Origin of the sequence: Streptomyces sp. NPDC051173, assembly GCF_040689515.1 — a bacterium.
In the GTDB taxonomy this organism is placed as follows: Bacteria; Actinomycetota; Actinomycetes; order Streptomycetales; family Streptomycetaceae; genus Streptomyces.
In genome coordinates this window covers 100,533-126,306 of record NZ_JBFBBD010000008.1, presented here as the reverse complement: position 1 = coordinate 126,306, position 25,774 = coordinate 100,533, and the positions used below count along the sequence as shown (strand labels likewise).

Sequence of the window (25,774 nt, the reverse complement as noted above, 5' to 3'; positions counted from 1 at the left end):
GCCCGGATCGGGCACATCAACCTGTCCGGCGTCCGAGGACGGGGCCGAACCCGGGCGCCGCCCGTTGGGAGCGTTGCCCACCCGCGTCAGCCGCGCCAGCCCGTCCGGCGTTTGAGGACACCGCCGCGCAGCGGCACGGCTCGCACCCGACCACAAGGGCCGGCCCCAGGAACCCGCTAGCCGGCGGAGCCGAGCCGTTCGCCCTCCGCGATGCGGACCCCGCGCGCCCAGTCGGCGGCGGCCATCGGCTTCTTGCCCTGCGGCTGCACCCAGAGCAGCTCCACCGCGTGCGAGCCCGTTCCGACGTGCACCGAGTTCTTCGCGGCCGCGATCTCCCCGGGCGCGAGGCCGTCGCGGCCGGGCGTGGGCGAGACCGCCATCACCTTCAGCCGCTCGCCGCGGAAGACCGTCCACGCGCCCGGCGCCGGCGCGCATCCGCGCACGACGCGGTCGACGCGCAGCGCGGGCGCGGACCAGTCCAGCCGGGCATCCTCGACCTGGATCTTCGGGGCGAGGGAGACGCCCTCCGCGGGCTGCGGGACGGCCTTGAGAGTGCCGTCCTCGATGCCGTCCATGGTGGCGGTGAGCAGCCCGGCGCCCGCGAAGGCGAGCCGGGTCAGCAGGTCGCCGCTGGTGTCGGTGGGCCGGACCTCCTCGGTGAGCACGCCGAAGACCGGCCCGGAGTCCAGGCCCTCCTCGATCAGGAAAGTGGAGGCCCCGGTGACCTCGTCGCCCGCCAGGACCGAGTGCTGGACGGGGGCGGCGCCGCGCCACGCGGGCAGCAGCGAGAAGTGGAGGTTGACCCAGCCGTGCGCGGGGATCTCCAGGGCGGCCTTGGGCAGCAGGGCGCCGTAGGCGACGACCGGGCAGCAGTCGGGGGCGATCTCCCGCAGCCGGGCGAGGAAATCGGGATCGCGCGGCCTGGCGGGCTTGAGCACCTCGATGCCCGCCTCCTCGGCGCGCTGGGCGACGGGGCTGGCGACCAGCCGGCGGCCGCGCCCGGCGGGGGCGTCGGGCCGGGTGACGACGGCGACGACCTCGTGGCGGCCGGAGGCGATCAGGGCGTCGAGGGCGGGGACGGCGACCTCGGGGGTACCGGCGAAGACGAGCCTCATGGGTGACGAACTACCTCTCCTCGAGCGCCGAACGGAACAGCCCACCAGTCTAGGGGGCCCTGGGATCAGGGGGCGTACGGGCCGCCCCGCGCCCCATTCCGGAGGATGTGCGCCCCCATACCGTGACCCGGCGGGCCGTGGCGCGTTGTGGTCAAGAGAGATTGACCGGAACGGGCCGCTGCCGCGGCCCGCTTGCGTTGGATGTCAACTCTCGCCCTTTTTTAGTCCTTTTACCCCGCCGGTCCGAGAGGCTTCTTCATGGCCGACCACGCAACCCACGACGCCCAGGCACGGGCCAGCCTGCATCTTCTGGTCCGGGACATCGAGCGGGTCCGCAGGCAGGTGGACGCCCTGCGCACCCTCACCGCCCAGCTGGGCAATGTCTACCGCCCCCGACGCACCGGCCCCTCCGCCGGCTTCGTCGTCTACGGGCGGGCACCCGCACCGACCGTCCGGCTGGCCCAGGAGCTGCGGGACAGTGTCGAGACGCTGGTGACGGCGGCGGTGGACTTCGACCGCTCGCTGGGCTTCTCGTGGGACGCGGTGGGTTCGGCGCTCGGGGTCACCAAGCAGGCGGTGCACCGGCGTTACGGAGCGCGCCGCTCCAGCGGGCAGGCCACCACGGAAGGGACGGAGGCCGTCCGTACGGCCGAGCCGTCCGCCGTGCCGGTCGTGCCCGCCGCCCGCACCGTGCCGGGCCAGTCCTCCGTCGCGCGCGACGAGCCGCGGCCGCCGGCCTTCCCGGGCCCGCGCAACGGCTGAGCCCGCCTGTGCAGGCCGGCGGCGCACCGCGCGTCAGCCGATGTCCGGCGGGTCGATCCGCAGCCGCACCGGCTCGCCGTCGCGGCGAGCGAGCCGGGCCGCCTGGGCGGTCTTGAGGGCCGCGGCCAGCGCCGCGCCGCGGCCGGGGCGCACCCGGAGCAGGGCCCTCTCCCACCGCTCCCCCGGCGGCGGGTCACCGGGGCGCCGCGTGCGGCCCGCGGCCGTGACCGGCAGGGGCACCGGCCCGAGCACCTCCGCGTCCTCCGGGAGCTCCGCCGCGGCGAGCAGGTCGGCGACGTCCTCCGGCGGGCCGGAGACCGACGCCATGCGGGACACCGGCGGGAAGCCGAGCTCGGCACGGTCGGCGAGCTCCCGCATCGCGTGCCCGGCGGGATCCCAGCGCACGAGCGCCTGCACGGGCCGCAGTGTGGGCTCCGCGACCACGACGACGACCCCGCCGTCCTCCTGCCCGCGGACGAGCGCCGCCGCGGACAGCCAGCGCCGCAGCGCCTCCTCCCCCGCCCGCAGGTCGGGGAAGCCGAGCAGGGCCCAGCCGTCGAGCAGCAGGGCCGCGGCGTAACCGCCTTCGGCGACGGGTTCGGCGCCGGGCGTGGAGACCACGATCGCGGGCCGGTCGGGCACCGTGTCGAGGATGTGATCCCGCCCGGAGGTCCGTACGGGCACGGCCGGGAAGGCCCGCCCGAGCTCCTCGGCGGTGCGTCCCGCGCCCACGACCCGGGCCCGCAGCCGGGAGCCGCCGCACTCCGCGCAGTGCCAGCCCGGGGGCGCCTCCTGCCCGCACCACCCGCACCGCAACGCGCCGTCGGCGTCTGCGGCCTCCAGGGGACCGGCGCAGTGCCCGCACCGGGCGGGCTCGCGGCACCGCTCGCAGCCCAGGCGGGGCACGTAGCCCCGGCGCGGCACCTGGACCAGCACCGGCCCGTGCTTGAGTCCCTCACGGGCGGCCTGCCAGGCGTGACTGGGCAGGCGGGCGGCCCGCGCCGCCGCGTCGCGCGCCTCGTCGGTGTCGCCGACGGTCCGCACGGCCGGGGCGACGGCCCGCACCGTCTCGCGGGCGGCGGCGAGGGGCAGGGCCCAGCCCGTGTTCACCAGCTGGGCGGCCTCCACCGTGCAGCCGAAGCCGCCGAGCAGGAAGGACGCCTTCTCGTGGACCGCGCGCTGCACGAGCACCTCGCGGGAGTGCGGGTGGGGGGCGTTCTGTGCGCTGTGGCTGCCGTCCCCGTCGTCCCAGACGGCGACGAGCCCGAGGTCCCGCACGGGCGCGAACATCGCCGCCCGCGTGCCGACCACGGCCCGCACCGAGCCCCGGCTGACCGCGAGCCAGCGGCGGTAGCGCTCCTCGGGCCCGAGCTCGGCCGTCAGCAGCACGTGCCGGCCCTCCCCCAGGAGCTCCCCGAGGGCGGCGTCGACGCGCGCCGCGTCCCGCCCGTCCGGCACGACGACCAGCGCGCCGCGCCCGGCCGACAGCGCCGCCGCCGCGGCCCCCGCGAGCTCCTGCGGCCAGTGCGGGCCGGGCAGCGCGGTCCACACGGCCCGCGGGGTGTCCCCCCGGGCCACGGCGTCGAGGAAGGCGGGCCCGGCGGGATACCGCGCCCAGCTCCCGGGCTCCGGCATCCCCGGCGGCGGCAGCGGCGCGGGCGAGGGCTCCGCCTCGATGCGGGCGTGCCGGGGCGGCACGGCCAGCTGCAGCACGTCGGCGAGCGAGCCGGCGTACCGGTCGGCGACCGCCCGGCAGAGCTCGTAGAGCGCGGGGCTGAGCACCGGCTCCGGCGAGAGCACCTGGGCGATCGCGGCGAGCGGCCCCTGATAGGCGGACTCGGCGACCCGCTCGACGATGTACCCGTCGAGCAGCCCGCCACCTTCCCGCCGCCCCTCCCGGACATTGCGCGTACCGGCCCCGAAACGCACCCGGACCCGCGTACCGGGCTGGGCGTCGGCATCGAGCTCCGCGGGCACGGCGTAGTGCCAGAGCTGATCGAGGTGGACGGGACCCTTGTCGACGAGCACCCGGGCGATGGGCAGCTCCTTGGCGAGCGGAGCACCACGCCACGTGCGCGGCTTGGCCTTGGGCGCCTTGGCCTTCGCTTCGCGCACACTCTCCCGGATCAGCGCCAGCTGCTCCCCCTGCTCCGGGGTGCCACCGGATCGCCCGTTGTCGCTGCTCACAGGCACAGTCCTACCAGACGGCACTGACAACGCCGGGCGGACTGGAGATCCAGTCCGCCCGGCGTCGAGGACAGCGGTGACCGGGGCGTCGCCCCGGAGGTGCTTACAGCCCCGCAGCCTTCTTCAGGGCCTCCACGCGGTCCGTGCGCTCCCAGGTGAAGTCCGGGAGCTCGCGGCCGAAGTGGCCGTAGGCGGCGGTCTGCGCGTAGATCGGGCGCAGCAGGTCCAGGTCGCGGATGATCGCGGCCGGGCGGAGGTCGAAGACCTCGGAGATCGCCGTCTCGATCTTCTCGACGTCGATGGTGGCGGTGCCGAAGGTCTCGACGAACAGGCCCACCGGCTCGGCCTTGCCGATCGCGTACGCGACCTGCACCTCGCAGCGGGTGGCCAGACCGGCGGCGACGACGTTCTTGGCGACCCAGCGCATCGCGTACGCGGCGGAGCGGTCGACCTTGGACGGGTCCTTGCCGGAGAAGGCGCCGCCACCGTGGCGGGCCATGCCGCCGTAGGTGTCGATGATGATCTTGCGGCCGGTGAGGCCGGCGTCACCCATGGGGCCGCCGATCTCGAAGCGGCCGGTCGGGTTCACCAGGAGGCGGTAGCCCTCGGTGTCCAGCTTGATGCCGTCCTCGACGAGCTCCTTGAGGACGTGCTCGACGACGAACTCGCGGATGTCGGGCGCCAGCAGCGAGTCCAGGTCGATGTCGGACGCGTGCTGGGAGGAGACGACCACGGTGTCCAGGCGCACGGCTTTGTTGCCGTCGTACTCGATGGTGACCTGGGTCTTGCCGTCGGGGCGCAGGTAGGGGATGGTCCCGTTCTTGCGGACCTCCGACAGGCGGCGCGACAGGCGGTGCGCGAGGTTGATCGGAAGCGGCATGAGCTCGGGCGTCTCGTCGCACGCGTAGCCGAACATCAGGCCCTGGTCGCCCGCGCCCTGCTTGTCGAGCTCGTCGACCTTCTCACCTGCGGCGGCACCCTCGACGCGGCTCTCGTACGCCGTGTCGACGCCCTGCGCGATGTCCGCGGACTGCGCGCCGATGGACACCGACACGCCGCAGGAGGCGCCGTCGAAGCCCTTCTTGGAGGAGTCGTAACCGATCTCGAGGATCTTGTTGCGGACGAGCGTGGCGATGGGGGCGTAAGCCTTCGTCGTCACCTCGCCTGCGACGTGCACCAGGCCGGTGGTGATCAAGGTCTCGACGGCGACACGCGAGGTCGGGTCCTCTTTGAGGAGAGCGTCGAGAATGGTGTCGCTGATCTGGTCAGCGATCTTGTCGGGGTGACCCTCGGTCACGGATTCCGAGGTGAACAGGCGGCGGGACACATCGCTCCCTGGGGTTGCAGCGGCTGCTGGCTGATCATTGACGGACCCGGCCGAGAGCTGCGCTCGACGCGGATCCAGAGGCCAGTTTATCCGGCGATCCCGCCGTTGGGACATCCCGTCGCGGATCCGCAGTGCTGTGACCTGTGATCCCCGCCTCAGCGGGGACCCCGGCGGTATCAGGAAAGGCGCTCGGCCACCAGGTCCCAGACGGTCTCGGCGAGGGTCTCCTTCGGCCCGTACGGGACGGGGGTCTCGGAGCCGTCGGGGGCGAGGATCACGGCCTCGCTCGCTTCCGCGCCGAAGGTCTTGCGCTCCCCCACTTCATTGACGACCAGCAGGTCACAGCCCTTGCGGGCGAGCTTGGCGCGGCCGTTGGCGAGCACGTCGTCGGTCTCGGCGGCGAAGCCGACGACGATCTGTCCGGGGCGGGCGCGGCTCTCCGAGACCTCGGCGAGCACGTCGGGGTTGCGGACCAGCTCGACGGGCGCGGGCTCCTGCCCGTCCCGCTTCTTGATTTTGCCCTCGGCGTAGCGGGCGGGCCGGAAATCGGCGACCGCGGCCGCCATGACCACGGCGTCGGCGTCGGCCGCGGCCTTGAGCACGGCCTCGCGCAGCTGTATCGCGGTGCCGACCTGGACCACGTCGGCACCTGCGGGGTCCGGCAGTCCGGTGTTGGCGGCGACGAGGGTGACGCGGGCGCCCCGGGCCACGGCGGTACGGGCCAGGGCGTAGCCCTGCTTGCCGGAGGAGCGGTTGCCGAGGAAGCGGACGGGGTCCAGGGGCTCGCGGGTGCCGCCCGCGCTGATGACCACGTGGCGGCCGGCGAGGTCGGCGGCCTGGGACCGGGCGCCGCGGGCGAGCACCCGGCGGCAGACCTCGAAGATCGCCTCGGGGTCCGGGAGGCGGCCCTTGCCGGTGTCGACGCCGGTGAGGCGGCCGACGGCGGGCTCGATGACGATCGCGCCGCGGCGGCGCAGGGTCGCCACGTTCTCCTGGGTGGCCGGGTTCTCCCACATCTCGGTGTGCATGGCGGGCGCGAAGACGACGGGGCAGCGCGCGGTGAGCAGCGTGTTGGTCAGCAGGTCGTCGGCGAGGCCGTGGGCGGCCTTGGCAAGCATGTCGGCGGTGGCGGGCGCGACCACGACGAGCTGGGCCTCCTGGCCGATGCGCACGTGCGGCACCTCGTGGACGGAGTCCCACACCTGGGTGGCCGCGGGGTGGCCCGAGAGCGCGGACCAGGTGGCCTCGCCGACGAAGTGCAGGGAGGCGGCCGTCGGTACGACGCGTACGTCGTGTCCCGACTCGGTGAGGCGGCGCAGCAGCTCGCACGCCTTGTAGGCGGCGATCCCGCCGCTGACTCCCAGGACGACCTTGGGCTTGTCCATCGCTTCGCTTCTCCCCGCGCTCTCGCACACTTCCGTGGCTTCTACCTACCCCATGACACACCAAGGGCCCGGCAGCTGCTCTGCCGGGCCCTGGATGACGTCGATGGTGCCGCTCTACTGGGCCGGGGCCTCGATGGCCTCGGAGGTCAGCAGACCGGCGTTGATCTCGCGGAGCGCGATGGAGAGCGGCTTCTCGTGGACGTGGGTGTCCACCAGCGGGCCGACGTACTCCAGCAGACCCTCGCCGAGCTGCGAGTAGTACGCGTTGATCTGGCGGGCGCGCTTGGCGGCGTAGATCACCAGGCTGTACTTCGAGTCGGTTGCCTCGAGCAGCTCATCAATCGGCGGGTTGATGATGCCCTCGGGCGCGGTGATGGAAGAGGACACTGTCTGCCTTCCGATGGGGGTGGAGATCAAGAACTCTGGGGTCTGGGGATACCCCCAGTTCAACGGAGCAAGGCTAGCAGCTCGCGCGCCACGTCCTCGACGGAGGTGTTGACGAGCGTCACATCGAACTCCGCCTCGGCGGCCAGCTCGACCTTGGCCGCGGCGAGGCGGCGCTCGATGACCTCGGGCGACTCCGTGCCCCGGCCGGTGAGCCGGCGGACCAGCTCGTCCCAGCTCGGCGGCGCGAGGAAGACCAGCCGGGCGTCCGCCATGCTCTCGCGGACCTGCCGCGCGCCCTGGAGGTCGATCTCCAGCAGCACGGGCTGCCCCGCGGCCAGCCGGTCCTGGACCGGCTGACGCGGGGTGCCGTAGCGGTTGCCCGCGAACTCGGCCCACTCCAGCAGCTCCCCGTTGGCGACGAGCTTGTCGAACTGCTCGTCGTCGACGAAGAAATACTGGACGCCGTCCTGCTCGCCGGGGCGCGGCTTGCGGGTGGTGGCGGAGACCGAGAGCCACACCTCGGGGTGTGCCTTGCGCATGTGGGCGACGACCGTGCTCTTGCCGACCCCGGAGGGGCCGGAGAGCACGGTCAGCCGCGGTTGTCTGGCCGGGGATACGGGGGACGTGCCCCGGGAGACTGCAGTACTCATGCAGTGATTATCCCGGTTCCCGGGAGTGCCTGGGAACGTCAGGCGGCCTTGCCGCCGAACTCACGCTCCAGTGATGCGATCTGGTTGGAGCCGAGACCGCGCACCCGGCGGCTCTCGGAGATGCCGAGCCGCTCCATGATCTGCTTGGCACGGACCTTGCCCACACCGGGAAGGCTTTCCAGGAGTGCGCTCACCTTCATCTTGCCGATGACCTCGTTCTTCTGGCCCTGCTCGATCACATCGTGCAGCGAGGCGCCGGAGTGCTTGAGCCGATTCTTGACCTCGGCGCGCTCCCGGCGAGCCGCGGCGGCCTTTTCGAGCGCGGCTGCGCGCTGTTCAGGGGTAAGGGGCGGAAGAGCCACGCCTACGTCACCTCGGATATCGAACTGTCGGATAACGGACCGGTGTGGAACCTAGTCGGACCACACCTGCGGAGCAACGCGCAACGCGCTTGCACGTTCGCTCTCGTCGGAGACTAGCGGCCGATCCCGCTCCAGTCAGCGAGAACAGACGAAAAGTCCTGGTCAGACTCGCTCGACCAGGACTTTTCCGGACATACTGCCCGACAATTCTTGGCCGGGATCGGTGCTAACCCGCCGCCGGGCCGCCCGATTCCACCGCGGTCCGCACCTCGTCGGCGAACCGCTGGGCGCTCTCGCGCAGCGCGGCGGCGTCCGGACCGTGGCGCAGCACACCCCGGCTGACGTTCGGGACGACGTCGCGGACGGCCGCGCCGAAGACCTTCGGCAGGTCGGCGGCGGTCGCGCCCTGCGCGCCGATGCCGGGGGCGAGCAGCGGGCCGCCGATCGCCAGGTCGGCCCCCGCGGCGGCGAGCGAGCCGCTCAGCGTCGCGCCGACGACCGCGCCGTACGAGCCCATGGGCGCGGCGCCCGCGTTCTCGGCCCGCAGGTGGTCCAGCATGGTCGCCGCGACGCTCGCGCCCCCGGCCCGCACCGCGTGCTGCACCTCCGCGCCCTCGGGGTTCGAGGTGAGCGCGAGGACGAAGACGCCGGTGCCGCTCTCGCGCGCCAGGTCCAGCGCCGGGCGCAGCGAGCCGTAGCCGAGGTAGGGGCTCACCGTGACGGCGTCCGAGAAGAGCGGCGAGGCGGGGTCGAGGTAAGTCGCGGCGTACGCGGCCATGGTGGAGCCGATGTCGCCCCGCTTGGCGTCCATGAGGACCAGCGCGCCGGCCTCCCGGGCCTCGGCGACGGCCCGCTCCAGGACGGCGATGCCGCGCGAGCCGAAGCGCTCGAAGAAGGCCGACTGCGGCTTGAGCACGGCCACGCGGTCGGCCAGCGCGTCCACGACCGTGCGCGTGAAGCGCTCCAGCCCGGCGATGTCGTCGGTCAGGCCCCAGTCCGCGAGGAGCGAGGCGTGCGGGTCGATGCCGACGCAGAGCGGGCCGCGCTCGTCCATGGCCCTGCGCAGCCGGGTGCCGAAGGGTTCGAGGGTCATGCGGCTGCCTTCTTCCGGGTCTCGGCGCCGACGGCCTCGGCGAGGGTGGCGTACGGGCCGGCGGCGAGTCGTTCGGCCAGGCCCCGGTGGATGTCCCGGCACCAGAACGGGCCCTCGTAGATGAAGGCGCTGTAGCCCTGGACCAGGGTCGCGCCCGCCAGGATGCGCTCCCAGGCGTCGTCGGCGGTCTCGATGCCCCCGACCCCCACCAGCGTGATCCGGTCGCCCACACGGGCGTACAGGCGGCTCAGGACCTCCAGCGAGCGGGCCTTGAGGGGGGCGCCGGACAGGCCGCCCGCGCCGATGGCCTCGACGGTGCGCTTCGGGGTCGTAAGGCCCAGGCCGTCGCGGGCGATGGTGGTGTTGGTGGCGATGATGCCGTCCAGGCCCAGCTCGACGGCGAGGTCGGCGACGGCGTCGACGTCCTCGTCGGCGAGATCGGGGGCGATCTTCACCAGCAGCGGCACCCGGCGGGCGGTGACGGTGCGGTCGGCGGCCTCACGGACGGCGGCCAGCAGCGGGCGCAGGTGGTCGACCGCCTGGAGGTTGCGCAGGCCGGGCGTGTTCGGCGAGGAGACGTTGACCACGAGGTAGTCGGCGTGGGCGGCGAGGCGCTCGGTGGAGGTGACGTAGTCGGCGACGGCCTCCTCCTCGGGGACGACCTTGGTCTTGCCGATGTTCACGCCCACTGTCGTGCGGAAGACAGGGTTCCGGGCCGCGAGGCGCTCGGCGACGGCCGCGGAGCCGTCGTTGTTGAAGCCCATGCGGTTGATCAGCGCGCGGTCCGCGACGAGGCGGAAGAGGCGCTTCTTGGGGTTGCCGGGCTGCGGCTGGGCGGTGACGGTGCCGATCTCGACGTGGTCGAAGCCGAGCATCGCCATGCCGTCGATCGCGGCGGCGTTCTTGTCGAAGCCCGCGGCGAGCCCGAAGGGGCCGTGCATCCGCAGGCCCAGGGCCTCGGTGCGCAGCGCCTTGTGACGGGGGGCGAGGACGGCCGCGACGAAGGTCCGCAGGACCGGCACGCGGGCGGCGGCGCGGATCCAGGCGAAGGCCAGGTGGTGGGCCTTCTCCGGGTCCATGCGCTTGAAGAGCAGGTCGAAGAGGAGACGGTACATTTCAAGCCTTCTTGGGCGAGGAGGGGCGAAGGGCTCGCGAAGAGGGGGACACCTTGCGGTGTCCCCCTTCCGTCGCTACGCCTCGCGGGCGGCGGTCAGCGCCGTGGCGTGTTCCTGGAGGGAACGCACGCCGACGTCGCCGCGGGTGAGCGCCTCGATGCCCTGGACGGCGGCCGCGAGGGCCTGGACCGTGGTCAGGCAGGGCACGGCGCGGGCGACCGCGGCCGTACGGATCTCGTAGCCGTCGAGCCGGCCGCCGGTGCCGTACGGGGTGTTGACGATCAGGTCGACCTGGCCGTCGTGGATGAGCTGGACGATGGTCTTCTCGCCGTTCGGGCCCTCGCCCTCGCTCTGCTTGCGCACCACGGTGGCGTTGATGCCGTTGCGCTTGAGGACCTCGGCCGTGCCGGAGGTGGCGAGCAGCTCGAAGCCGTGGGCGACCAGCTCGCGCGCCGGGAAGATCATCGAGCGCTTGTCGCGGTTGGCGACGGAGACGAACGCGCGGCCCTTGGTGGGCAGCGCGCCGTACGCGCCGGCCTGCGACTTGGCGTACGCCGTGCCGAAGACCGAGTCGATGCCCATGACCTCGCCGGTGGAGCGCATCTCGGGGCCGAGGACGGTGTCCACGCCGCGGCCGGAGGCGTCGCGGAAGCGGCTCCACGGCATCACGGCCTCCTTGACGGAGATCGGCGCGTCCAGCGGCAGGGTGCCGCCGTCGCCCTCCCTGGGCAGCATGCCCTCGGCGCGCAGCTGGGCGACGGTCGCGCCCAGCGAGATGCGGGCGGCGGCCTTGGCCAGCGGCACGGCGGTCGCCTTCGAGGTGAAGGGGACCGTGCGGGAGGCGCGCGGGTTGGCCTCCAAGACGTAGAGGATGTCCCCGGCCATGGCGAACTGGATGTTGATCAGGCCGCGGACGCCGACGCCCTTGGCGATGGCCTCGGTGGAGGCCCGCAGCCGCTTGATGTCGAAGCCGCCGAGGGTGATCGGGGGCAGCGCGCAGGCGGAGTCGCCGGAGTGGATGCCGGCCTCCTCGATGTGCTCCATGACGCCGCCGAGGTAGAGCTCGTGGCCGTCGTAGAGCGCGTCGACGTCGATCTCGATGGCGTCGTCGAGGAAGCGGTCGATGAGCACCGGGTGCTCGGAGATCAGGCCGGCGTGCCGGGTGAGGTACTCCCCCAGCGACGGCTCGTCGTAGACGATCTCCATGCCGCGGCCGCCGAGCACGTAGGACGGCCGGACCATGACGGGGTAGCCGATCTCGGCGGCGATGCCCTTGGCCTCGTCGAAGGAGAAGGCGGTGCCGTACTTCGGCGCGGGCAGCCCGGCCTCGGTCAGCACGCGGCCGAAGGCGCCGCGCTCCTCGGCGAGGTCGATGGCCTCGGGCGAGGTGCCGACGATCGGCACGCCGTTGTCCTTGAGCGCCTGGGCGAGGCCGAGCGGGGTCTGGCCGCCGAGCTGGACGACGACGCCCGCGACGGGACCGGCGAGGGTCTCGGCGTGGACGATCTCCAGGACGTCCTCCAGGGTGAGCGGCTCGAAGTAGAGCCGGTCGGAGGTGTCGTAGTCGGTGGAGACGGTCTCGGGGTTGCAGTTGACCATCACGGTCTCGTAGCCGGCGTCGCTGAGCGCGAAGGAGGCGTGGACGCAGGAGTAGTCGAACTCGATGCCCTGGCCGATGCGGTTGGGGCCGGAGCCGAGGATGATCACGGCGGGCTTCTCGCGCGGCGCGACCTCGCTCTCCTCGTCGTAGGAGGAGTAGAAGTACGGCGTCTTCGCGGCGAACTCGGCGGCGCAGGTGTCGACCGTCTTGTAGACCGGGCGGATCCCGAGGGCGTGCCGGACCTCGCGGACGACGTCCTCGCGCAGGCCGCGGATCTCGGCGATCTGGGCGTCGGAGAAGCCGTGCCGCTTCGCCTCGGCGAGCAGTTCGGGCTCCAGCTCGCCGACGGCGGCGAGCTCGTCGGCGATCTCCTTGATCAGGAAGAGCTGGTCGACGAACCACGGGTCGATCCTCGTGGCGTCGAAGACCTCCTCCGGGGTGGCCCCGGCGCGGATCGCGGCCATGACGGTGTTGATCCGGCCGTCGGTGGGGACGACCGCCTTCGCCAGCAGCTCCGCCTTGTCGCCGGGCGCGGAGACGAAGTCGAACTGCGCGCCCTTCTTCTCCAGGGAGCGCAGGGCCTTCTGGAGCGCCTCGGTGAAGTTGCGGCCGATGGCCATGGCCTCGCCCACCGACTTCATGGTGGTGGTGAGGGTGGCGTCGGCGGCCGGGAACTTCTCGAAGGCGAAGCGCGGGGCCTTGACCACGACGTAGTCGAGCGTGGGCTCGAAGGACGCCGGGGTCTTCTCCGTGATGTCGTTCGGGATCTCGTCCAGGGTGTAACCCACGGCGAGCCGGGCAGCGATCTTCGCGATCGGGAAGCCGGTGGCCTTGGAGGCGAGCGCCGAGGAGCGGGAGACGCGGGGGTTCATCTCGATGACGATGATCCGGCCGTCGTCGGGGTCGACCGCGAACTGGATGTTGCAGCCGCCGGTGTCGACGCCGACCTCGCGGATGATCGCGATGCCGATGTCGCGCAGCCGCTGGTACTCGCGGTCGGTGAGCGTCATCGCCGGGGCGACGGTGATCGAGTCACCGGTGTGCACGCCCATGGGGTCGAAGTTCTCGATGGAGCAGACGACCACGACGTTGTCGTTCCTGTCGCGCATCAGCTCCAGCTCGTACTCCTTCCAGCCGAGGATGGACTCCTCCAGGAGCACCTCGGTGGTCGGGGAGAGCGTGAGGCCCTGGCCGGCGATGCGGCGCAGCTCGTCCTCGTCGTGGGCGAAGCCGGAGCCGGCGCCGCCCATGGTGAAGGAGGGGCGGACGACGACGGGGTAGCCGCCGAGCGTGTCGACGCCCGCGAGGACCTCGTCCATGGTGTGGCAGATGACCGAGCGGGCGGACTCGCCGTGGCCGATCTTGGCGCGGACGGCCTCGACGACGCCCTTGAAGAGGTCGCGGTCCTCGCCCTTGTGGATCGCCTCGACGTTGGCGCCGATGAGCTCGACGTCGTACTTCGCGAGCACGCCGTTCTCGTGCATGGAGATCGCGGTGTTGAGCGCGGTCTGGCCGCCGAGGGTGGGCAGGAGGGCGTCGGGGCGCTCCTTGGCGATGATCTTCTCGACGAACTCGGGAGTGATCGGCTCGACGTAGGTGGCGTCGGCGATCTCCGGGTCGGTCATGATCGTGGCCGGGTTGGAGTTGACCAGGATGACCCGCAGGCCCTCGGACTTCAGGACCCGGCAGGCCTGGGTGCCGGAGTAGTCGAACTCGGCGGCCTGGCCGATGACGATCGGGCCGGAGCCGATGACCAGGACGGACTGGATATCGGTGCGCTTAGGCACGCTGGCCCTCCATGAGCTGGACGCTGTGCTTGTTTTGTTTGTCTCGCATGAGCTCGACAAAACGGTCGAACAGGTACGCGGCGTCGTGCGGGCCTGCTGCTGCCTCGGGGTGGTACTGGACGCTGAACGCCGGCTGGTCGAGCAGCTGGAGGCCCTCCACCACGTCGTCGTTCAGACAGACGTGGGAGACCTCCACCCGGCCGTACGGCGTGTCGGTCGCCTTGTCGAGCGGGGCGTCGACGGCGAAGCCGTGGTTGTGCGCGGTGACCTCGACCTTGCCGGTCGTGCGGTCCTGCACGGGCTGGTTGATGCCGCGGTGCCCGTACTTCAGCTTGTAGGTGCCGAAGCCGAGCGCGCGGCCGAGGATCTGGTTGCCGAAGCAGATGCCGAAGAGCGGCGTCCTGCGGGAGAGGACCTCGCGCATCACGGCGACGGGCCCGTCGGCGGTCGCCGGGTCGCCGGGGCCGTTGGAGAAGAAGACACCGTCGGGGTCGACGGCGTAGACGTCCTCGGCGGTGGCGGTGGCGGGCAGGACGTGCACCTCGATGCCGCGCTCGGCCATCCGGTGCGGGGTCATGCCCTTGATGCCGAGGTCGACCGCGGCGACGGTGAAGCGCTTCTCGCCGATCGCGGGGACGACGTACGCCTCCTTGGTGGCGACCTCGGCGGAGAGGTCGGCGCCCTGCATCTCGGGGGCCTGGCGCACCTCGGCGAGCATCGTGCCCGCGTCGGGCAGGGCGTTGCCGGAGAAGATACCGACGCGCATGGCGCCGCTCTCGCGCAGGTGGCGGGTGAGGGCGCGGGTGTCGATGCCGCTGATGCCGACGACGCCCTGGCGGGCCAGCTCCTCGTCGAGGGAGCGGCGGGAGCGCCAGTTGGAGGGGATCCGGGCGGGGTCGCGGACGACGTAGCCGGCGACCCAGATCCGCTGCGACTCGGGGTCCTCGTCGTTGACGCCGGTGTTGCCGACGTGCGGGGCGGTCATGACGACCACCTGGCGGTGGTACGACGGGTCGGTCAGGGTCTCCTGGTAACCGGTCATGCCGGTGGAGAACACCGCCTCGCCGAAGGTCGCCCCCACGGCCCCGTAGGCGCGGCCGCGGAAGGTCCGGCCGTCCTCCAGGACGAGTACGGCGGGGACCTTGGCGGTCCCCCTGGTGGAGGTCGTCATCGTGCGCCTTCCATGTCGTGGTTCGGGTGGTGCAGCCGGGTGAGTGCCTCGACCCAGGCGGGGTGCTCGGCGGCCCGGTCGGAGCGGAAGCCGGAGTCGATCTCCCGGTCGCCGTGCTCCCAGGTGATCACCAGCAGGCCGCCCTCGGTGAGGACCTTGCCGGCGATGCCCTTGTCGAGCCGGGCGCCGCGCACCCGGTCCGCGGGGATGAAGAAGTCCTGGGCGCCGGGCCGTACGACGCCGACCCCCTGGTCCGTCAGGGTGAGCTCGGCGCGGCTGCGGGTGCCGAGGCCGCGCGCGACGATCCGGTCGAGCCACTGCCCGGCGGTGGTGGAGCCGTGGTAGCGGCCCGCCATCGTCAGCCGCGGCTCGGCGGCGGTGGCCGGGGCCGCCGGCAGCTCGGGCAGGTCGCCCTGGAGCGTGCCGCGCCACTTCCAGCCCTCGCGCATCAGCCAGTAGAGCAGCGCGATGAAGAGCAGCAGCCCGACGACCCAGCCGATCCGTGCGGCCCAGTCGGTGACGGCCTGGGACTTCTCCTCGACCGCCAGATTGATCAGTGCAGATGTCACGCGAGATTCCCGTCCACGACCGTCGCCCGTCCCCGCAGGAAGGTGTGGGTGACGCGTCCCGGCAGCTCACGGCCCTCGTAGGGGGTGTTGCGGCTGCGGGAGGCGAAGCCCGCGGGGTCCACAGGTCCACGGTATGCGGAATCGACCAGGGTGAGGTTGGCGGGCTCACCCGCCGCGACCGGACGGCCGTGACCGACGAGGCGGCCGATCTCCGCCGGGCGGGCGGACATCCGCTCGGCGACGCCCGCCCAGTCCAGGAGGCCGGTGTCGACCATGGTGTGCTGGACGACCGACAGGGCGGTCTCCAGGCCGACCATGCCCATGGCCGCCGCGCCCCACTCGCAGTCCTTGTCCTCGTGCGGGTGCGGGGCGTGGTCGGTGGCGACGATGTCGATCGTGCCGTCGGCCAGCGCCTCGCGCAGCGCCAGCACGTCGCGCTCGGTACGCAGCGGCGGGTTCACCTTGTAGACGGGGTTGTAGCTCCGTACGAGCTCGTCGGTGAGGAGCAGGTGGTGCGGGGTGACCTCGGCGGTGACGTCGATGCCGCGGGACTTGGCCCAGCGGACGATCTCCACCGAACCCGCCGTGGAGAGGTGGCAGATGTGCACCCGGGAGCCGACGTGCTCGGCGAGGAGGACGTCACGGGCGATGATCGACTCCTCGGCGACGGCGGGCCAGCCGCCGAGGCCGAGCTCGGCGGAGACGACGCCCTCGTTCATCTGGGCGCCCTCGGTCAGCCGCGGCTCCTGGGCGTGCTGGGCGACGACGCCGCCGAACGCCTTCACGTACTCCAGCGCGCGGCGCATGATCACGGCGTCGTCGACGCACTTGCCGTCGTCGGAGAAGACGCGGACGCCGGCGGCGGAGTCGTGCATCGCGCCCAGCTCGGCGAGCTGCTTGCCCTCCAGGCCGACCGTGACGGCGCCGATGGGCTGCACGTCGCAGTAGCCGGACTCCTTGCCCAGGCGCCACACCTGCTCGACGACGCCGGCGGTGTCGGCGACGGGGAAGGTGTTCGCCATGGCGAAGACGGCGGTGTAGCCGCCGCTGGCGGCGGCCCGGGTGCCGGTCAGGACGGTCTCGGAGTCCTCACGGCCCGGCTCGCGCAGGTGGGTGTGGAGGTCGACCAGGCCGGGCAGCAGGATCTTGCCGTCGGCCTCGATGACCGTGGCGTCGCCCGCGTCGATTCCGGTGCCCACCGCGGCGATGGTCCCGCCGTCGATGAGGACGTCCTGGGGCTCGCCGCCGAGGATCTTCGCACCGCGGATCAGGGTCTTGCTCATGGTTAGTTGTTCTCCTCGGTGCGAGTGGAAGTAACGGCCGGCTCGGAGCCGCCGAGCAGGAGGTAGAGGACGGCCATGCGGGTGCTCACGCCGTTGGCGACCTGTTCGACGGCGGTGCAGCGGTCGGAGTCGGCGACCTCCGCGGTGATCTCCATACCCCGGTTCATCGGGCCGGGGTGCATCACGATGGCGTGTTCCGGCATCCGGGCCATCCGGTCGCCGTTCAGGCCGTAGCGGCGGGAGTATTCACGCTCGGTGGGGAAGAAGGCGGCGTTCATGCGCTCGCGCTGGACGCGCAGCATCATGACGGCGTCGGACTTCGGCAGCACCGCGTCCAGGTCGTAGGAGACCTCGCAGGGCCACTGCTCGACACCGATCGGCACCAGGGTGGGCGGCGCGACCAGGGTGACGTGGGCGCCGAGGGTGTGCAGCAGGTGGACGTTGGAGCGGGCCACCCGGCTGTGCAGGACGTCGCCGACGATCGTGATCCGGCGGCCGCCGAGGTCCCGGCCGAGACCGGCGTCGCGCCCGACCAGGCGGCGGCGCATGGTGAAGGCGTCCAGGAGCGCCTGCGTGGGGTGCTCGTGGGTGCCGTCACCGGCGTTGACGACGGCGCCGTCGATCCAGCCGGAGTTCGCCAGCCGGTAGGGGGCGCCGGAGGCGTGGTGGCGGATGACGACGGCGTCGGCGCCCATGGCCTCCAGCGTCAGGGCCGTGTCCTTGAGGGACTCGCCCTTGGAGACCGAGGAGCCCTTGGCGGAGAAGTTGATGACGTCGGCGGAGAGCCGCTTGGCGGCGGCCTCGAAGGAGATGCGGGTCCGGGTCGAGTCCTCGAAGAAGAGGTTGACGACGGTACGGCCGCGCAGGGTCGGCAGCTTTTTGATCGGCCGGTCGGCGACCCGCGCCATCTCCTCGGCGGTGTCGAGGATGAGGACGGCGTCGTCGCGCGTGAGGTCGGTGGCCGAGATGAGGTGGCGCTTCATCCGGATGCTCCGTGGTCGAGGAGGTGGGGTGGGGATGGCGAACGGCGGGGCCGCGTCCGGGCATGCGGCGGCGCGGAACCGGCGGTCGCCGGGGCCGGAGGCGACCGCTACTGCTGGGCCGGGGCGGTCTCGCGCACGCCGAGGAGCACGCTGTCGCGGCCGTCCTCCTCGGTGAGCTGCACCTTGACCGTCTCCCGCAGCGACGTGGGGAGGTTCTTGCCGACGTAGTCGGCGCGGATGGGCAGCTCGCGGTGCCCGCGGTCGACGAGGACCGCGAGCTGGACGGCGCGGGGGCGGCCGATGTCGTTCAGCGCGTCGAGGGCGGCGCGGATCGTCCGGCCGGAGAAGAGCACGTCGTCGACGAGGATCACCAGGCGGCCGTCGATGCCGGGGCCGGGGATGTCGGTGCGGGCGAGCGCACGGGCAGGGCGCAGCCGCAGGTCGTCGCGGTACATGGTGATGTCGAGGGAGCCGACCGAGGTCTTGCCTCCGGTGATCTCCTCGAGCTTGGCGGCCAGCCGGCGGGCGAGGAAGACCCCGCGGGTCGGGATGCCGAGGAGCACCACGTCGTCGGCGCCCTTGGCGCGCTCGACGATCTCGTGGGCGATGCGGGTCAGGACCCGGGCGATGTCCGGTGCTTCGAGCACGGGACGAGCGGCGGAACCGGCCTGGTTCACGTCACGGTTTGCGTCCATACGAAACGGACCCCCTTCTCCGCCTCACGGGACGGACATTAAAGGACGTCGGATTTACCGACTTCACCGTACCAGGGTCCCGGACCAGGACCGGCCACCGCCCCGCACGGGGGATGCTGTGGACCATTCGGCTTGACGAAGTCAGATTACGCTGCGTAACCTCACAGTGAGTTACCAGCCACGCGGCAGAGCCGCAGATTGATACCGCGTCCGGGGAGCTTTATGTCCAGCGAATACGCCAAACAGCTCGGGGCCAAACTCCGCGCCATCCGCACCCAGCAGGGCCTCTCCCTCCATGGCGTCGAGGAGAAGTCCCAGGGCCGCTGGAAGGCCGTGGTAGTGGGCTCGTACGAGCGCGGCGACCGTGCCGTGACCGTGCAGCGCCTGGCCGAGCTGGCCGACTTCTACGGCGTTCCGGTGCAGGAACTGCTGCCGGGCACCACGCCGGGCGGGGCCGCCGAGCCGCCGCCGAAGCTGGTTCTGGACCTTGAGCGCCTGGCCCACGTGCCGGCCGAGAAGGCGGGTCCGCTCCAGCGCTATGCCGCGACCATCCAGAGCCAGCGCGGCGATTACAACGGCAAGGTCCTGTCGATCCGCCAGGACGACCTGCGCACCCTCGCCGTGATCTACGACCAGTCGCCCTCGGTGCTCACCGAGCAGCTGATCAGCTGGGGTGTGCTCGACGCCGACGCGCGCCGCGCCGTCCAGCACGAGGACGCCTGAGCCTGAAGGCTCCGGCCGAATCCCCGCCCTGACGGGCCAAAGCCGTGGGGCGGGGAGAAACCTTGAAGGTTTCTCCCCGCCCCACGGCTTTTTCGCGTCTGTCAGCTCTCGTCGCGACGAAGGCTCGGCTTGAGGTCCTTGAACCGGCCGAGCAGACCGTTCACGAAGGACGGCGAGTCGTCGGTGGAGAACTCCTTGGCGAGCTGCACCGCCTCGTCGATCGCCACCGCGTCCGGGGTCTCGTCCTCCCAGATCAGCTCGTAGGCACCGAGCCGCACGATGTTCCGGTCCGCGACCGGCATCCGGTCCAGGTCCCAGTCGACCGCGTAGGTGGCGATGAGCTCGTCGATGCGGGACACGTGCTCCGCGTACCCCTCGACCAGCTGCATCGTGTATTCGTTGACCGGCGGCTGCCGGTCGTCGGAGCGCGAATGCCGGACCCAGTCGGCGAGGACGTTCTGCACGGTGGTGCCGCGCTGATCGGCCTCGAAGAGGATCTGGAAGGCGCGCTTGCGGGCCTTGCTGCGGGCGGCCACGGTTAGCTGTTCACCCGACCGAGGTAATCACCGGTGCGCGTGTCGACCTTGATCTTCTCACCCGTGGTGATGAAGAGCGGGACCTGGATCTCGTAGCCGGTCTCCAGCTTGGCGGGCTTGGAGCCACCGGTGGAGCGGTCGCCCTGGACACCCGGGTCGGTGTGCTCGATGGTCAGCTCGACGGCGGCCGGCAGCTCGACGTAGAGCACCTCCTCGCCGTGCTTCGCGACGACGGCCTCGAAGCCCTCGATCAGGAAGTTGGCGGCGTCACCGACGGCCTTGCGGTCGACGTGCAGCTGGTCGTACGTGTCCATGTCCATGAACACGAAGTACTCGCCGTCCATGTACGAGAACTGCATACCGCGCTTGTCGACGGTGGCCGTCTCGACCTTCACGCCGGCGTTGAAGGTCTTGTCGACCACCTTGCCGGAGAGCACGTTCTTCAGCTTCGTGCGGACGAAGGCGGGGCCCTTGCCGGGCTTGACGTGCTGGAACTCGACGACGGACCAGAGCTGGCCTCCGTCGAGCTTGAGCACCATGCCGTTCTTGAGGTCGTTCGTGGAAGCCACGGTTGCGGAATCTCCTGGACTGAAGCTGGGACCCCGAAGGCACGCGCTAGAGCGCGAGCAGCTCCTTGGTCGTAATGGTGAGTAGCTCGGGTCCGCCGTCCGCCTCAGGGCGGACGACGAGCGTGTCATCGATCCGGACGCCGCCCCGCCCCGGGAGGTGAACCCCCGGATCTACGGTGACCGGCACGCAAGCGTCCAGTTTACCCATTGCCGAGGGTGTCAGCCGAGGGTCCTCGTCGTTTTCGAGTCCCACGCCGTGTCCGATGCGCGGTCCGAGCCGCTCACCATGGCCCGCGGCCTCCAGCACGACCCGTGCCGCGCGGTCCACATCGCGGTACGGAGTACCCGGCGCGAGCGTCTCCCGGCCCGCCCGCTGAGCGGCGAACACCTGGTCGTAGAGCTCGATCTGCCAGTCCGCGGGGCTGGTGCCGATGACGAAGGTCCGGGCCACCTCGCTGCGGTAGCCGCGGTAGTCGGCGCCCAGGCACACACAGAGGAAATCGCCCTCCTCCACCCGCCGGTCGGTGGGCACGTGCCCGGCCAGCCCCGAATTCGGGCCCGTGCCGACCGAGGTGGTGAAGGCCGGGCCCGACGCGCCGTGGTCGACCAGGCGGCGCTCCAGCTCCAGCGCCAGATGCCGCTCCGTGCGGCCGACGAGGATCGACTCCAGGAGCTCGCCCAGCGCCTGGTCGGCGATCTCCGCGGCGATCCGCAGCGCGGAGATCTCCTCGTTGTCCTTGACCACCCGCTGCTGCTCCACGGCCGTGCCGAGGTCGTCAAGGCGCAGCCGGGGCGCGACCGAGCGCAGGGCGCGGTGGCGGGCGACGGTCAGGTGGTGCTCCTCGACGGCCAGCGAGCGGGCACCGGCCGCGGCGGCCCGCTCGGCCCCGGCGACGGCCGGGTCGCCGTCCGGCGCGGGCAGCAGCTCGATCCGCAGGCCCTCGGCGGGGCGGTCGGCCGGGCCTCTCACGGGGAGGTCGCCCGGACACAGCAGGGCGTCCTCGGCGGGCCCGACGAGCAGGGCGGCGCCCGCCGGCACCCCGCCCGCCAGATACCGGACGTTGGCACCGCCGGACACCAGGGCGGCCTCGCTGCCGGCCGCCTCGCAGCGCTCACGCAGCCGCGCGCGGCGCGCCGCGTACACCTCGGACATGCTTCCGAGCGTACGGCGGAGTGCCGTGGCGGGCCGTTCCAGCGCGTCCGACCGGGCGCCTACGGATAGCCGGGCGGCGCGGCCAGGGCGCGGGCGACCACGTCGTCCAGCAGCCGGGCCGTGGTGGCGACGTCCTGCTGGGAGTTGTCGATGATCGGCAGGCCGGAGCCGTACCAGCCGGCCATGCGGCCGTGGATCCGGGCGACCTCCTCGTCGCCGAGGCGGCGGTTGCCGGTGCGCTCGGCGTTGCGCTCCAGGACGATCTCCAGGCCGGGCAGCAGGACCACGGGCAGCAGCCCCGGCCCCACGTGCCGCTTCCAGCCGCCGAGGCCGACGACGGGCCGGTCGGGGAAGACGGCGTCGTCCAGGACGCAGGAGATGCCGTTGGCGAGGAAGTTGCGGGCGGCGAAGCCGCAGGTGCGGCGGGCGAGGCGGTACTGCGCCTCGGAGTGGTCGTTCCAGCCGGACTGCGGGTCGGCGAAGCCGGAGCGCACCCACTCGCGCACGTCGTCGAGGCTGATGTGCGCCGTGGGCACGGCACGGGTGTCCGCCCAGTGCCGCGCCACGGTGGTCTTGCCCGCGCCGGCCGGGCCGATGAGCAGCAGGGCCACGGCGGCGTGCGTCGCGGGCGCGGCTTCGGCGACGGGTGCGGTGAAGGCCGCGGGCACGCTGAAGGCCGCGGTGGCGTCCGGCCCGGGCGGGGGTGGTACGGAAGGCATCGGGGGGTGGGGCGGTGGCACCGGCGGTCCCCCTGGGTGCTGCATGCGGTTGGCACTCCGTCTCGTGCGGCGACTTGCGCGCAGAGGCTATCCCCCGCCCGGCCCGGGCCCCGTGCGGGGGTACGGCCCGCCGGTCCGGCAGGAGCTGGTCGTGCCGTTCCGAGTCCCTCGCGGGGACCGGGGCGTAAGGCCCCGGTCCCCGGTGAAGACGCGTGGGTCAGCCCCGCAGTTCCTCCGCCAGGGCGCGGAGCGCCAGCCGGTAGGACCCGATGCCGAAGCCGGCGACCGTGCCGCTGGCCACCGCGGCGATCACGGACGTGTGGCGGAACTCCTCCCGTGCGTACGGGTTGGAGATGTGCACCTCGACCAGCGGCGCGGTGCGCTGGGCCGCGGCGTCCCGCATGGCGTACGAGTAGTGCGTGAAGGCGCCGGGGTTGATGACGACCGGGATCCGCCCGTCGGCCGCCTCGTGCAGCCAGCGGACCAGCTCGCCCTCGTCGTTGGTCTCACGCACCTCGACGTCGAAGCCGAGCTCCGCGCCGAGCTCCGCGCAGGCTTCGACCAGTCCCTTGTAGGAGGTCGAGCCATAGACGTCGGGCTCGCGCGAGCCGAGCCGGCCGAGGTTGGGCCCGTTGAGCACGAGCACCCGGGCGCGCTCGACGGCGCTCACGCGGCGATCTCCGCGTGGGCGGCGAGGAGCATCGCCGGGTCCGGGGACTCCAGGACGGTGGGCTTGGCGAGGCCGTCGAGGACGATGAAGCGCAGCCGGTCGCCGCGGGACTTCTTGTCGACCTTCATGGTCTCCACGAGCTTGGGCCACTGGTCGCCGCGGTAGGTCACGGGCAGGCCCACGGACTCCAGGATGGCGCGGTGCCGGTCGGCGGTCGCGTCGTCCAGGCGGCCGGCGATGCGGCCGAGTTCGGCGGCGAAGACCATGCCGACGGAGACCGCGGCGCCGTGCCGCCAGTTGTAGCGCTCGTTCTTCTCGATCGCGTGGGCCAGGGTGTGCCCATAGTTGAGGATCTCGCGCAGGCCCGACTCCTTGAGGTCGGCGGAGACGACCTCCGCCTTGACCCGGATCGCGCGCTCGATCAGCTCCGCCGTGTGCGGGCCCTCCGGGGTGCGGGCGGCCGCCGGGTCGGCCTCGACGAGGTCGAGGATGACCGGGTCGGCGATGAACCCCGCCTTGATGACCTCGGCGAGTCCGCTGACGTAGTCGTGGACCGGCAGCGACCGGAGCGCGGCGAGGTCGCACAGGACCCCGGCCGGGGGGTGGAAGGCGCCGACGAGGTTCTTGCCCTCGGCGGTGTTGATGCCGGTCTTGCCGCCGACGGCGGCGTCGACCATGCCCAGCACGGTGGTGGGCACGGCGATCCAGCGCACGCCGCGCAGCCAGGTCGCGGCGACGAAGCCGGCCACGTCGGTGGTGGCGCCCCCGCCGACGCCGACGATGACGTCGGTGCGGGTGAAGCCGGTCTGGCCGAGGGCCTTCCAGCAGTAGGCCGCCACCTCGACGGTCTTGGACTCCTCGGCGTTGGGGAGCTGGATGGCGATCGCTTCGTAGCCCTGCGCGGCCAGGTCCTGGCGGAGCACCTCGCCGGTCTCGGCCAGCGCCTCCGGGTGGAGCACGGCGACCCGCTTGGCCTCGGTGCCGATCAGGCCGGGCAGCTCGCCCAGCAACTGGTGGCCGACCAGGACCTCGTACGGCTCGGAGCCCGCGCTGGCGACCCGGATGCGGGTGGGGGCGTCGGTCATGCGTTCCTCATTGCGTGGTGTCGGGGGTACGGTCCCGGGGCGGCGCCAGTGCGTCGAGCACGGCGTCGGCGACCTCGTCCGGGGTGCGGCCGCCGGTGGTGACGACGGCGCGGGCGACCTCGGTGTAGAGCGGGCGGCGCGCCGCCATCAGTTCCCGCCAGCGCTGCCGCGGGTTGACGGCGAGCAGGGGGCGCGGGGCGTCCAGGCCCACCCGGTGGACGGCGTCGGCGAGTTCGACGTCGAGGAAGATCACCGGGAGGCCCTTGAGCAGGGCGCGGGTGCCGTCGTCCATGACCGCCCCGCCGCCGAGGGCGAGCACTCCGGGGTGCTCGGCCACGGCGGCGCGGACGGCCTGCCGCTCCAGCTCGCGGAAGTGCGGCTCGCCCTCGTCGATGAAGATCTCCGGGATGGGCTTGCCCGCAGTCCGCTCGATGTCGGCGTCGGTGTCGCGGTAGCCGGTGCCCAGCCGCTGGGCGAGCAGGGCACCGATGGTGGACTTGCCCGCTCCGGGCGGGCCCACCAGCACGACGGCGGGGTGGGTCACTTGATGGCCAGGTTGTCGAGGTAGCTCCGGACGTTGCGACGGGTCTCGGCGACGCTGTCGCCGCCGAACTTCTCCGCCACCGCGTCCGCCAGCACCAGCGCCACCATGGCCTCCGCCACGATGCCCGCGGCCGGGACGGCGCAGACGTCGGAGCGCTGGTGGTGCGCCTGCGTGGCCTCGCCGGTGGCCACGTCGACGGTGGCGAGCGCGCGGGGCACGGTCGCGATGGGCTTCATCGCCGCCCGCACCCGCAGCAGCTCACCGGTGGTCAGGCCGCCCTCGGTGCCACCGGAGCGGCCGGAGGTGCGGCGGATGCCGTCGTCGGTGGCCACGATCTCGTCGTGCGCCTGCGAGCCGGGCACCCGGGCCAGGCCGAAGCCGTCGCCGACCTCCACGCCCTTGATCGCCTGAATGCCCATCAGCGCGGCCGCGAGGCGCGCGTCGAGCCGGCGGTCCCAGTGCACGTGCGAGCCGAGGCCGACCGGGACGCCGTACGCGAGCACCTCGACGACGCCGCCGAGCGTGTCGCCGTCCTTGTGGGCCTGGTCGATCTCGGCGACCATCGCCTTGCTCGCGTCCTGGTCCAGGCAGCGCACCGGGTCGGCGTCGAGGCGCTCGACGTCGGAGGGCGCGGGGTAGACGCCGTACGGCGCCTTGGCCGCGGCCAGCTCCACGACGTGGGAGACGATCTCGATGCCGGCCGTCTCCTTGAGGTAGGAGCGGGCCACCGCGCCCAGCGCCACGCGGGCCGCGGTCTCACGGGCGGAGGCGCGCTCCAGCACCGGACGGGCCTCGTCGAAGCCGTACTTCTGCATGCCCGCGAGGTCGGCGTGGCCGGGGCGGGGGCGGGTCAGCGGGGCGTTGCGGGCCAGCGCGGCGAGCTCGTCGGGGTCGACGGGGTCGGCGGACATGACCTTTTCCCACTTGGGCCACTCGGTGTTGCCGACCATGACGGCGACCGGGGAACCCATGGTCAGACCGTGGCGCACACCGCCGAGGAAGGTGACCTCGTCGCGCTCGAACTTCATGCGCGCGCCGCGGCCGTAGCCGAGGCGCCGCCTGGCCAGGTGGTCCGCCACCATCTCCGTGGTGATCGGCACACCGGCGGGCAGGCCCTCCAGCGTCGCCACCAGTGCCGGACCATGGGACTCTCCGGCCGTCAGCCAGCGCAACCTGCTCAACGGGACTCCTCTGCTCGCGCCTGATCTTGCTGCGGCGCGACCCGGGGGTACCTCCCAGCGGTGGCTGGGGGCGCGCGGCCCTGGCCCGCCGTCCTCGATCCTCCCACGTCCCGGGCCCTTTCC

General features: G+C 72.5%; 25 protein-coding genes. 2 read left to right on the top strand and 23 right to left on the bottom strand.

The annotated features are described in order from the left end of the window. Nucleotides 1-176 precede the first annotated feature (176 nt). A complete protein-coding gene (gene fmt, locus AB0435_RS08010) occupies nucleotides 177-1,115 on the bottom strand; it encodes a methionyl-tRNA formyltransferase (protein ID WP_366002934.1) in 939 nt (312 codons plus the stop codon). Between the two features lie 258 nt (nucleotides 1,116-1,373). Here fmt and AB0435_RS08005 point away from each other — a divergent pair, with 258 nt between their 5' ends. Continuing rightward, the gene (locus AB0435_RS08005) at nucleotides 1,374-1,877 is read left to right on the top strand and encodes a hypothetical protein (protein WP_366002935.1); all 504 of its coding nucleotides are present in this window, start codon (nucleotides 1,374-1,376) and stop codon (nucleotides 1,875-1,877) included. 33 nt (nucleotides 1,878-1,910) lie between these two features. Here the strand turns inward: AB0435_RS08005 and AB0435_RS08000 are convergent, their stop codons facing one another. From AB0435_RS08000 to pyrR, 14 genes are all read right to left on the bottom strand, one after another. Beyond that, nucleotides 1,911-4,064, bottom strand: coding sequence for a primosomal protein N' (locus tag AB0435_RS08000; protein ID WP_366002936.1), 2,154 nt, complete (start codon nucleotides 4,062-4,064; stop codon nucleotides 1,911-1,913). A gap of 103 nt (nucleotides 4,065-4,167) precedes the next feature. Next, the gene (gene metK / locus AB0435_RS07995; protein WP_366002942.1) at nucleotides 4,168-5,391 is read right to left on the bottom strand and encodes a methionine adenosyltransferase; all 1,224 of its coding nucleotides are present in this window, start codon (nucleotides 5,389-5,391) and stop codon (nucleotides 4,168-4,170) included. 176 nt (nucleotides 5,392-5,567) lie between these two features. Then, nucleotides 5,568-6,776, bottom strand: a complete 1,209-nt coding sequence (coaBC, locus tag AB0435_RS07990) for a bifunctional phosphopantothenoylcysteine decarboxylase/phosphopantothenate--cysteine ligase CoaBC (RefSeq protein WP_366002945.1) — start codon at nucleotides 6,774-6,776, stop codon at nucleotides 5,568-5,570. 114 nt (nucleotides 6,777-6,890) lie between these two features. Continuing rightward, nucleotides 6,891-7,163, bottom strand: coding sequence for a DNA-directed RNA polymerase subunit omega (gene rpoZ / locus AB0435_RS07985; RefSeq protein ID WP_004948662.1), 273 nt, complete (start codon nucleotides 7,161-7,163; stop codon nucleotides 6,891-6,893). 59 nt (nucleotides 7,164-7,222) lie between these two features. Further along, nucleotides 7,223-7,813 carry a guanylate kinase gene (gene gmk / locus AB0435_RS07980; protein ID WP_366002947.1) on the bottom strand — a complete coding sequence of 197 codons (591 nt, stop codon included), beginning with the start codon at nucleotides 7,811-7,813 and terminating at the stop codon, nucleotides 7,223-7,225. A 38-nt stretch (nucleotides 7,814-7,851) separates the two neighbouring features. Beyond that, a complete protein-coding gene (locus AB0435_RS07975; RefSeq protein WP_366002949.1) occupies nucleotides 7,852-8,175 on the bottom strand; it encodes an integration host factor in 324 nt (107 codons plus the stop codon). 226 nt (nucleotides 8,176-8,401) lie between these two features. Then, nucleotides 8,402-9,268 (bottom strand): orotidine-5'-phosphate decarboxylase, encoded by an 867-nt coding sequence (gene pyrF, locus AB0435_RS07970; protein ID WP_366002951.1) that lies wholly within the window; start codon nucleotides 9,266-9,268, stop codon nucleotides 8,402-8,404. Beyond that, nucleotides 9,265-10,383, bottom strand: a complete 1,119-nt coding sequence (locus tag AB0435_RS07965) for a quinone-dependent dihydroorotate dehydrogenase (protein ID WP_366002954.1) — start codon at nucleotides 10,381-10,383, stop codon at nucleotides 9,265-9,267. Before AB0435_RS07965 ends, pyrF begins: the two co-directional genes overlap by 4 nt. 75 nt (nucleotides 10,384-10,458) lie before the next feature. After that, entirely contained in the window at nucleotides 10,459-13,770 is a 3,312-nt protein-coding gene (carB, locus tag AB0435_RS07960) for a carbamoyl-phosphate synthase large subunit (RefSeq protein WP_366426460.1), read from the bottom strand. Further along, entirely contained in the window at nucleotides 13,763-14,941 is a 1,179-nt protein-coding gene (gene carA, locus AB0435_RS07955) for a glutamine-hydrolyzing carbamoyl-phosphate synthase small subunit (RefSeq protein WP_366002956.1), read from the bottom strand. Before carA ends, carB begins: the two co-directional genes overlap by 8 nt. Continuing rightward, a complete protein-coding gene (locus tag AB0435_RS07950; protein WP_366002957.1) occupies nucleotides 14,938-15,510 on the bottom strand; it encodes a hypothetical protein in 573 nt (190 codons plus the stop codon). Before AB0435_RS07950 ends, carA begins: the two co-directional genes overlap by 4 nt. Continuing rightward, nucleotides 15,507-16,793, bottom strand: a complete 1,287-nt coding sequence (locus AB0435_RS07945; RefSeq protein ID WP_366426459.1) for a dihydroorotase — start codon at nucleotides 16,791-16,793, stop codon at nucleotides 15,507-15,509. The genes AB0435_RS07950 and AB0435_RS07945 overlap by 4 nt, the downstream gene beginning before the upstream one ends. Before the next feature lie 2 nt (nucleotides 16,794-16,795). Next, nucleotides 16,796-17,776: an aspartate carbamoyltransferase catalytic subunit gene (locus AB0435_RS07940; RefSeq protein WP_366002959.1), complete on the bottom strand. Its 981-nt coding sequence runs from the start codon at nucleotides 17,774-17,776 to the stop codon at nucleotides 16,796-16,798. A gap of 107 nt (nucleotides 17,777-17,883) precedes the next feature. Continuing rightward, entirely contained in the window at nucleotides 17,884-18,471 is a 588-nt protein-coding gene (gene pyrR / locus AB0435_RS07935; RefSeq protein WP_366002960.1) for a bifunctional pyr operon transcriptional regulator/uracil phosphoribosyltransferase PyrR, read from the bottom strand. A gap of 222 nt (nucleotides 18,472-18,693) precedes the next feature. Between pyrR and bldD the strand changes: the two genes are divergently transcribed. Continuing rightward, on the top strand, nucleotides 18,694-19,194 hold the full coding sequence (bldD, locus tag AB0435_RS07930) for a transcriptional regulator BldD (protein WP_004948690.1): 501 nt from the start codon (nucleotides 18,694-18,696) through the stop codon (nucleotides 19,192-19,194). A gap of 101 nt (nucleotides 19,195-19,295) precedes the next feature. On the opposite strand, the gene nusB is transcribed toward bldD, so the two are convergent. The 8 genes from nusB to aroC form a co-directional block, all read right to left on the bottom strand. After that, a complete protein-coding gene (gene nusB / locus AB0435_RS07925) occupies nucleotides 19,296-19,730 on the bottom strand; it encodes a transcription antitermination factor NusB (protein WP_116210727.1) in 435 nt (144 codons plus the stop codon). Nucleotides 19,731-19,732: 2 nt separating this feature from the next. After that, nucleotides 19,733-20,299, bottom strand: coding sequence for an elongation factor P (efp, locus tag AB0435_RS07920; RefSeq protein ID WP_361535568.1), 567 nt, complete (start codon nucleotides 20,297-20,299; stop codon nucleotides 19,733-19,735). Between the two features lie 46 nt (nucleotides 20,300-20,345). Beyond that, the gene (locus tag AB0435_RS07915; RefSeq protein WP_366426458.1) at nucleotides 20,346-21,452 is read right to left on the bottom strand and encodes a M24 family metallopeptidase; all 1,107 of its coding nucleotides are present in this window, start codon (nucleotides 21,450-21,452) and stop codon (nucleotides 20,346-20,348) included. A gap of 59 nt (nucleotides 21,453-21,511) precedes the next feature. Next, nucleotides 21,512-22,216: an AAA family ATPase gene (locus AB0435_RS07910; RefSeq protein ID WP_366002962.1), complete on the bottom strand. Its 705-nt coding sequence runs from the start codon at nucleotides 22,214-22,216 to the stop codon at nucleotides 21,512-21,514. 172 nt (nucleotides 22,217-22,388) lie between these two features. Next, nucleotides 22,389-22,841 carry a type II 3-dehydroquinate dehydratase gene (gene aroQ, locus AB0435_RS07905; RefSeq protein ID WP_366002963.1) on the bottom strand — a complete coding sequence of 151 codons (453 nt, stop codon included), beginning with the start codon at nucleotides 22,839-22,841 and terminating at the stop codon, nucleotides 22,389-22,391. Then, nucleotides 22,838-23,926: a 3-dehydroquinate synthase gene (gene aroB / locus AB0435_RS07900; protein ID WP_366002964.1), complete on the bottom strand. Its 1,089-nt coding sequence runs from the start codon at nucleotides 23,924-23,926 to the stop codon at nucleotides 22,838-22,840. Before aroB ends, aroQ begins: the two co-directional genes overlap by 4 nt. Before the next feature lie 7 nt (nucleotides 23,927-23,933). Then, the gene (locus AB0435_RS07895) at nucleotides 23,934-24,470 is read right to left on the bottom strand and encodes a shikimate kinase (RefSeq protein WP_366002965.1); all 537 of its coding nucleotides are present in this window, start codon (nucleotides 24,468-24,470) and stop codon (nucleotides 23,934-23,936) included. Further along, a complete protein-coding gene (aroC, locus tag AB0435_RS07890; protein WP_366002967.1) occupies nucleotides 24,467-25,651 on the bottom strand; it encodes a chorismate synthase in 1,185 nt (394 codons plus the stop codon). The genes AB0435_RS07895 and aroC overlap by 4 nt, the downstream gene beginning before the upstream one ends. Nucleotides 25,652-25,774: the final 123 nt, after the last annotated feature.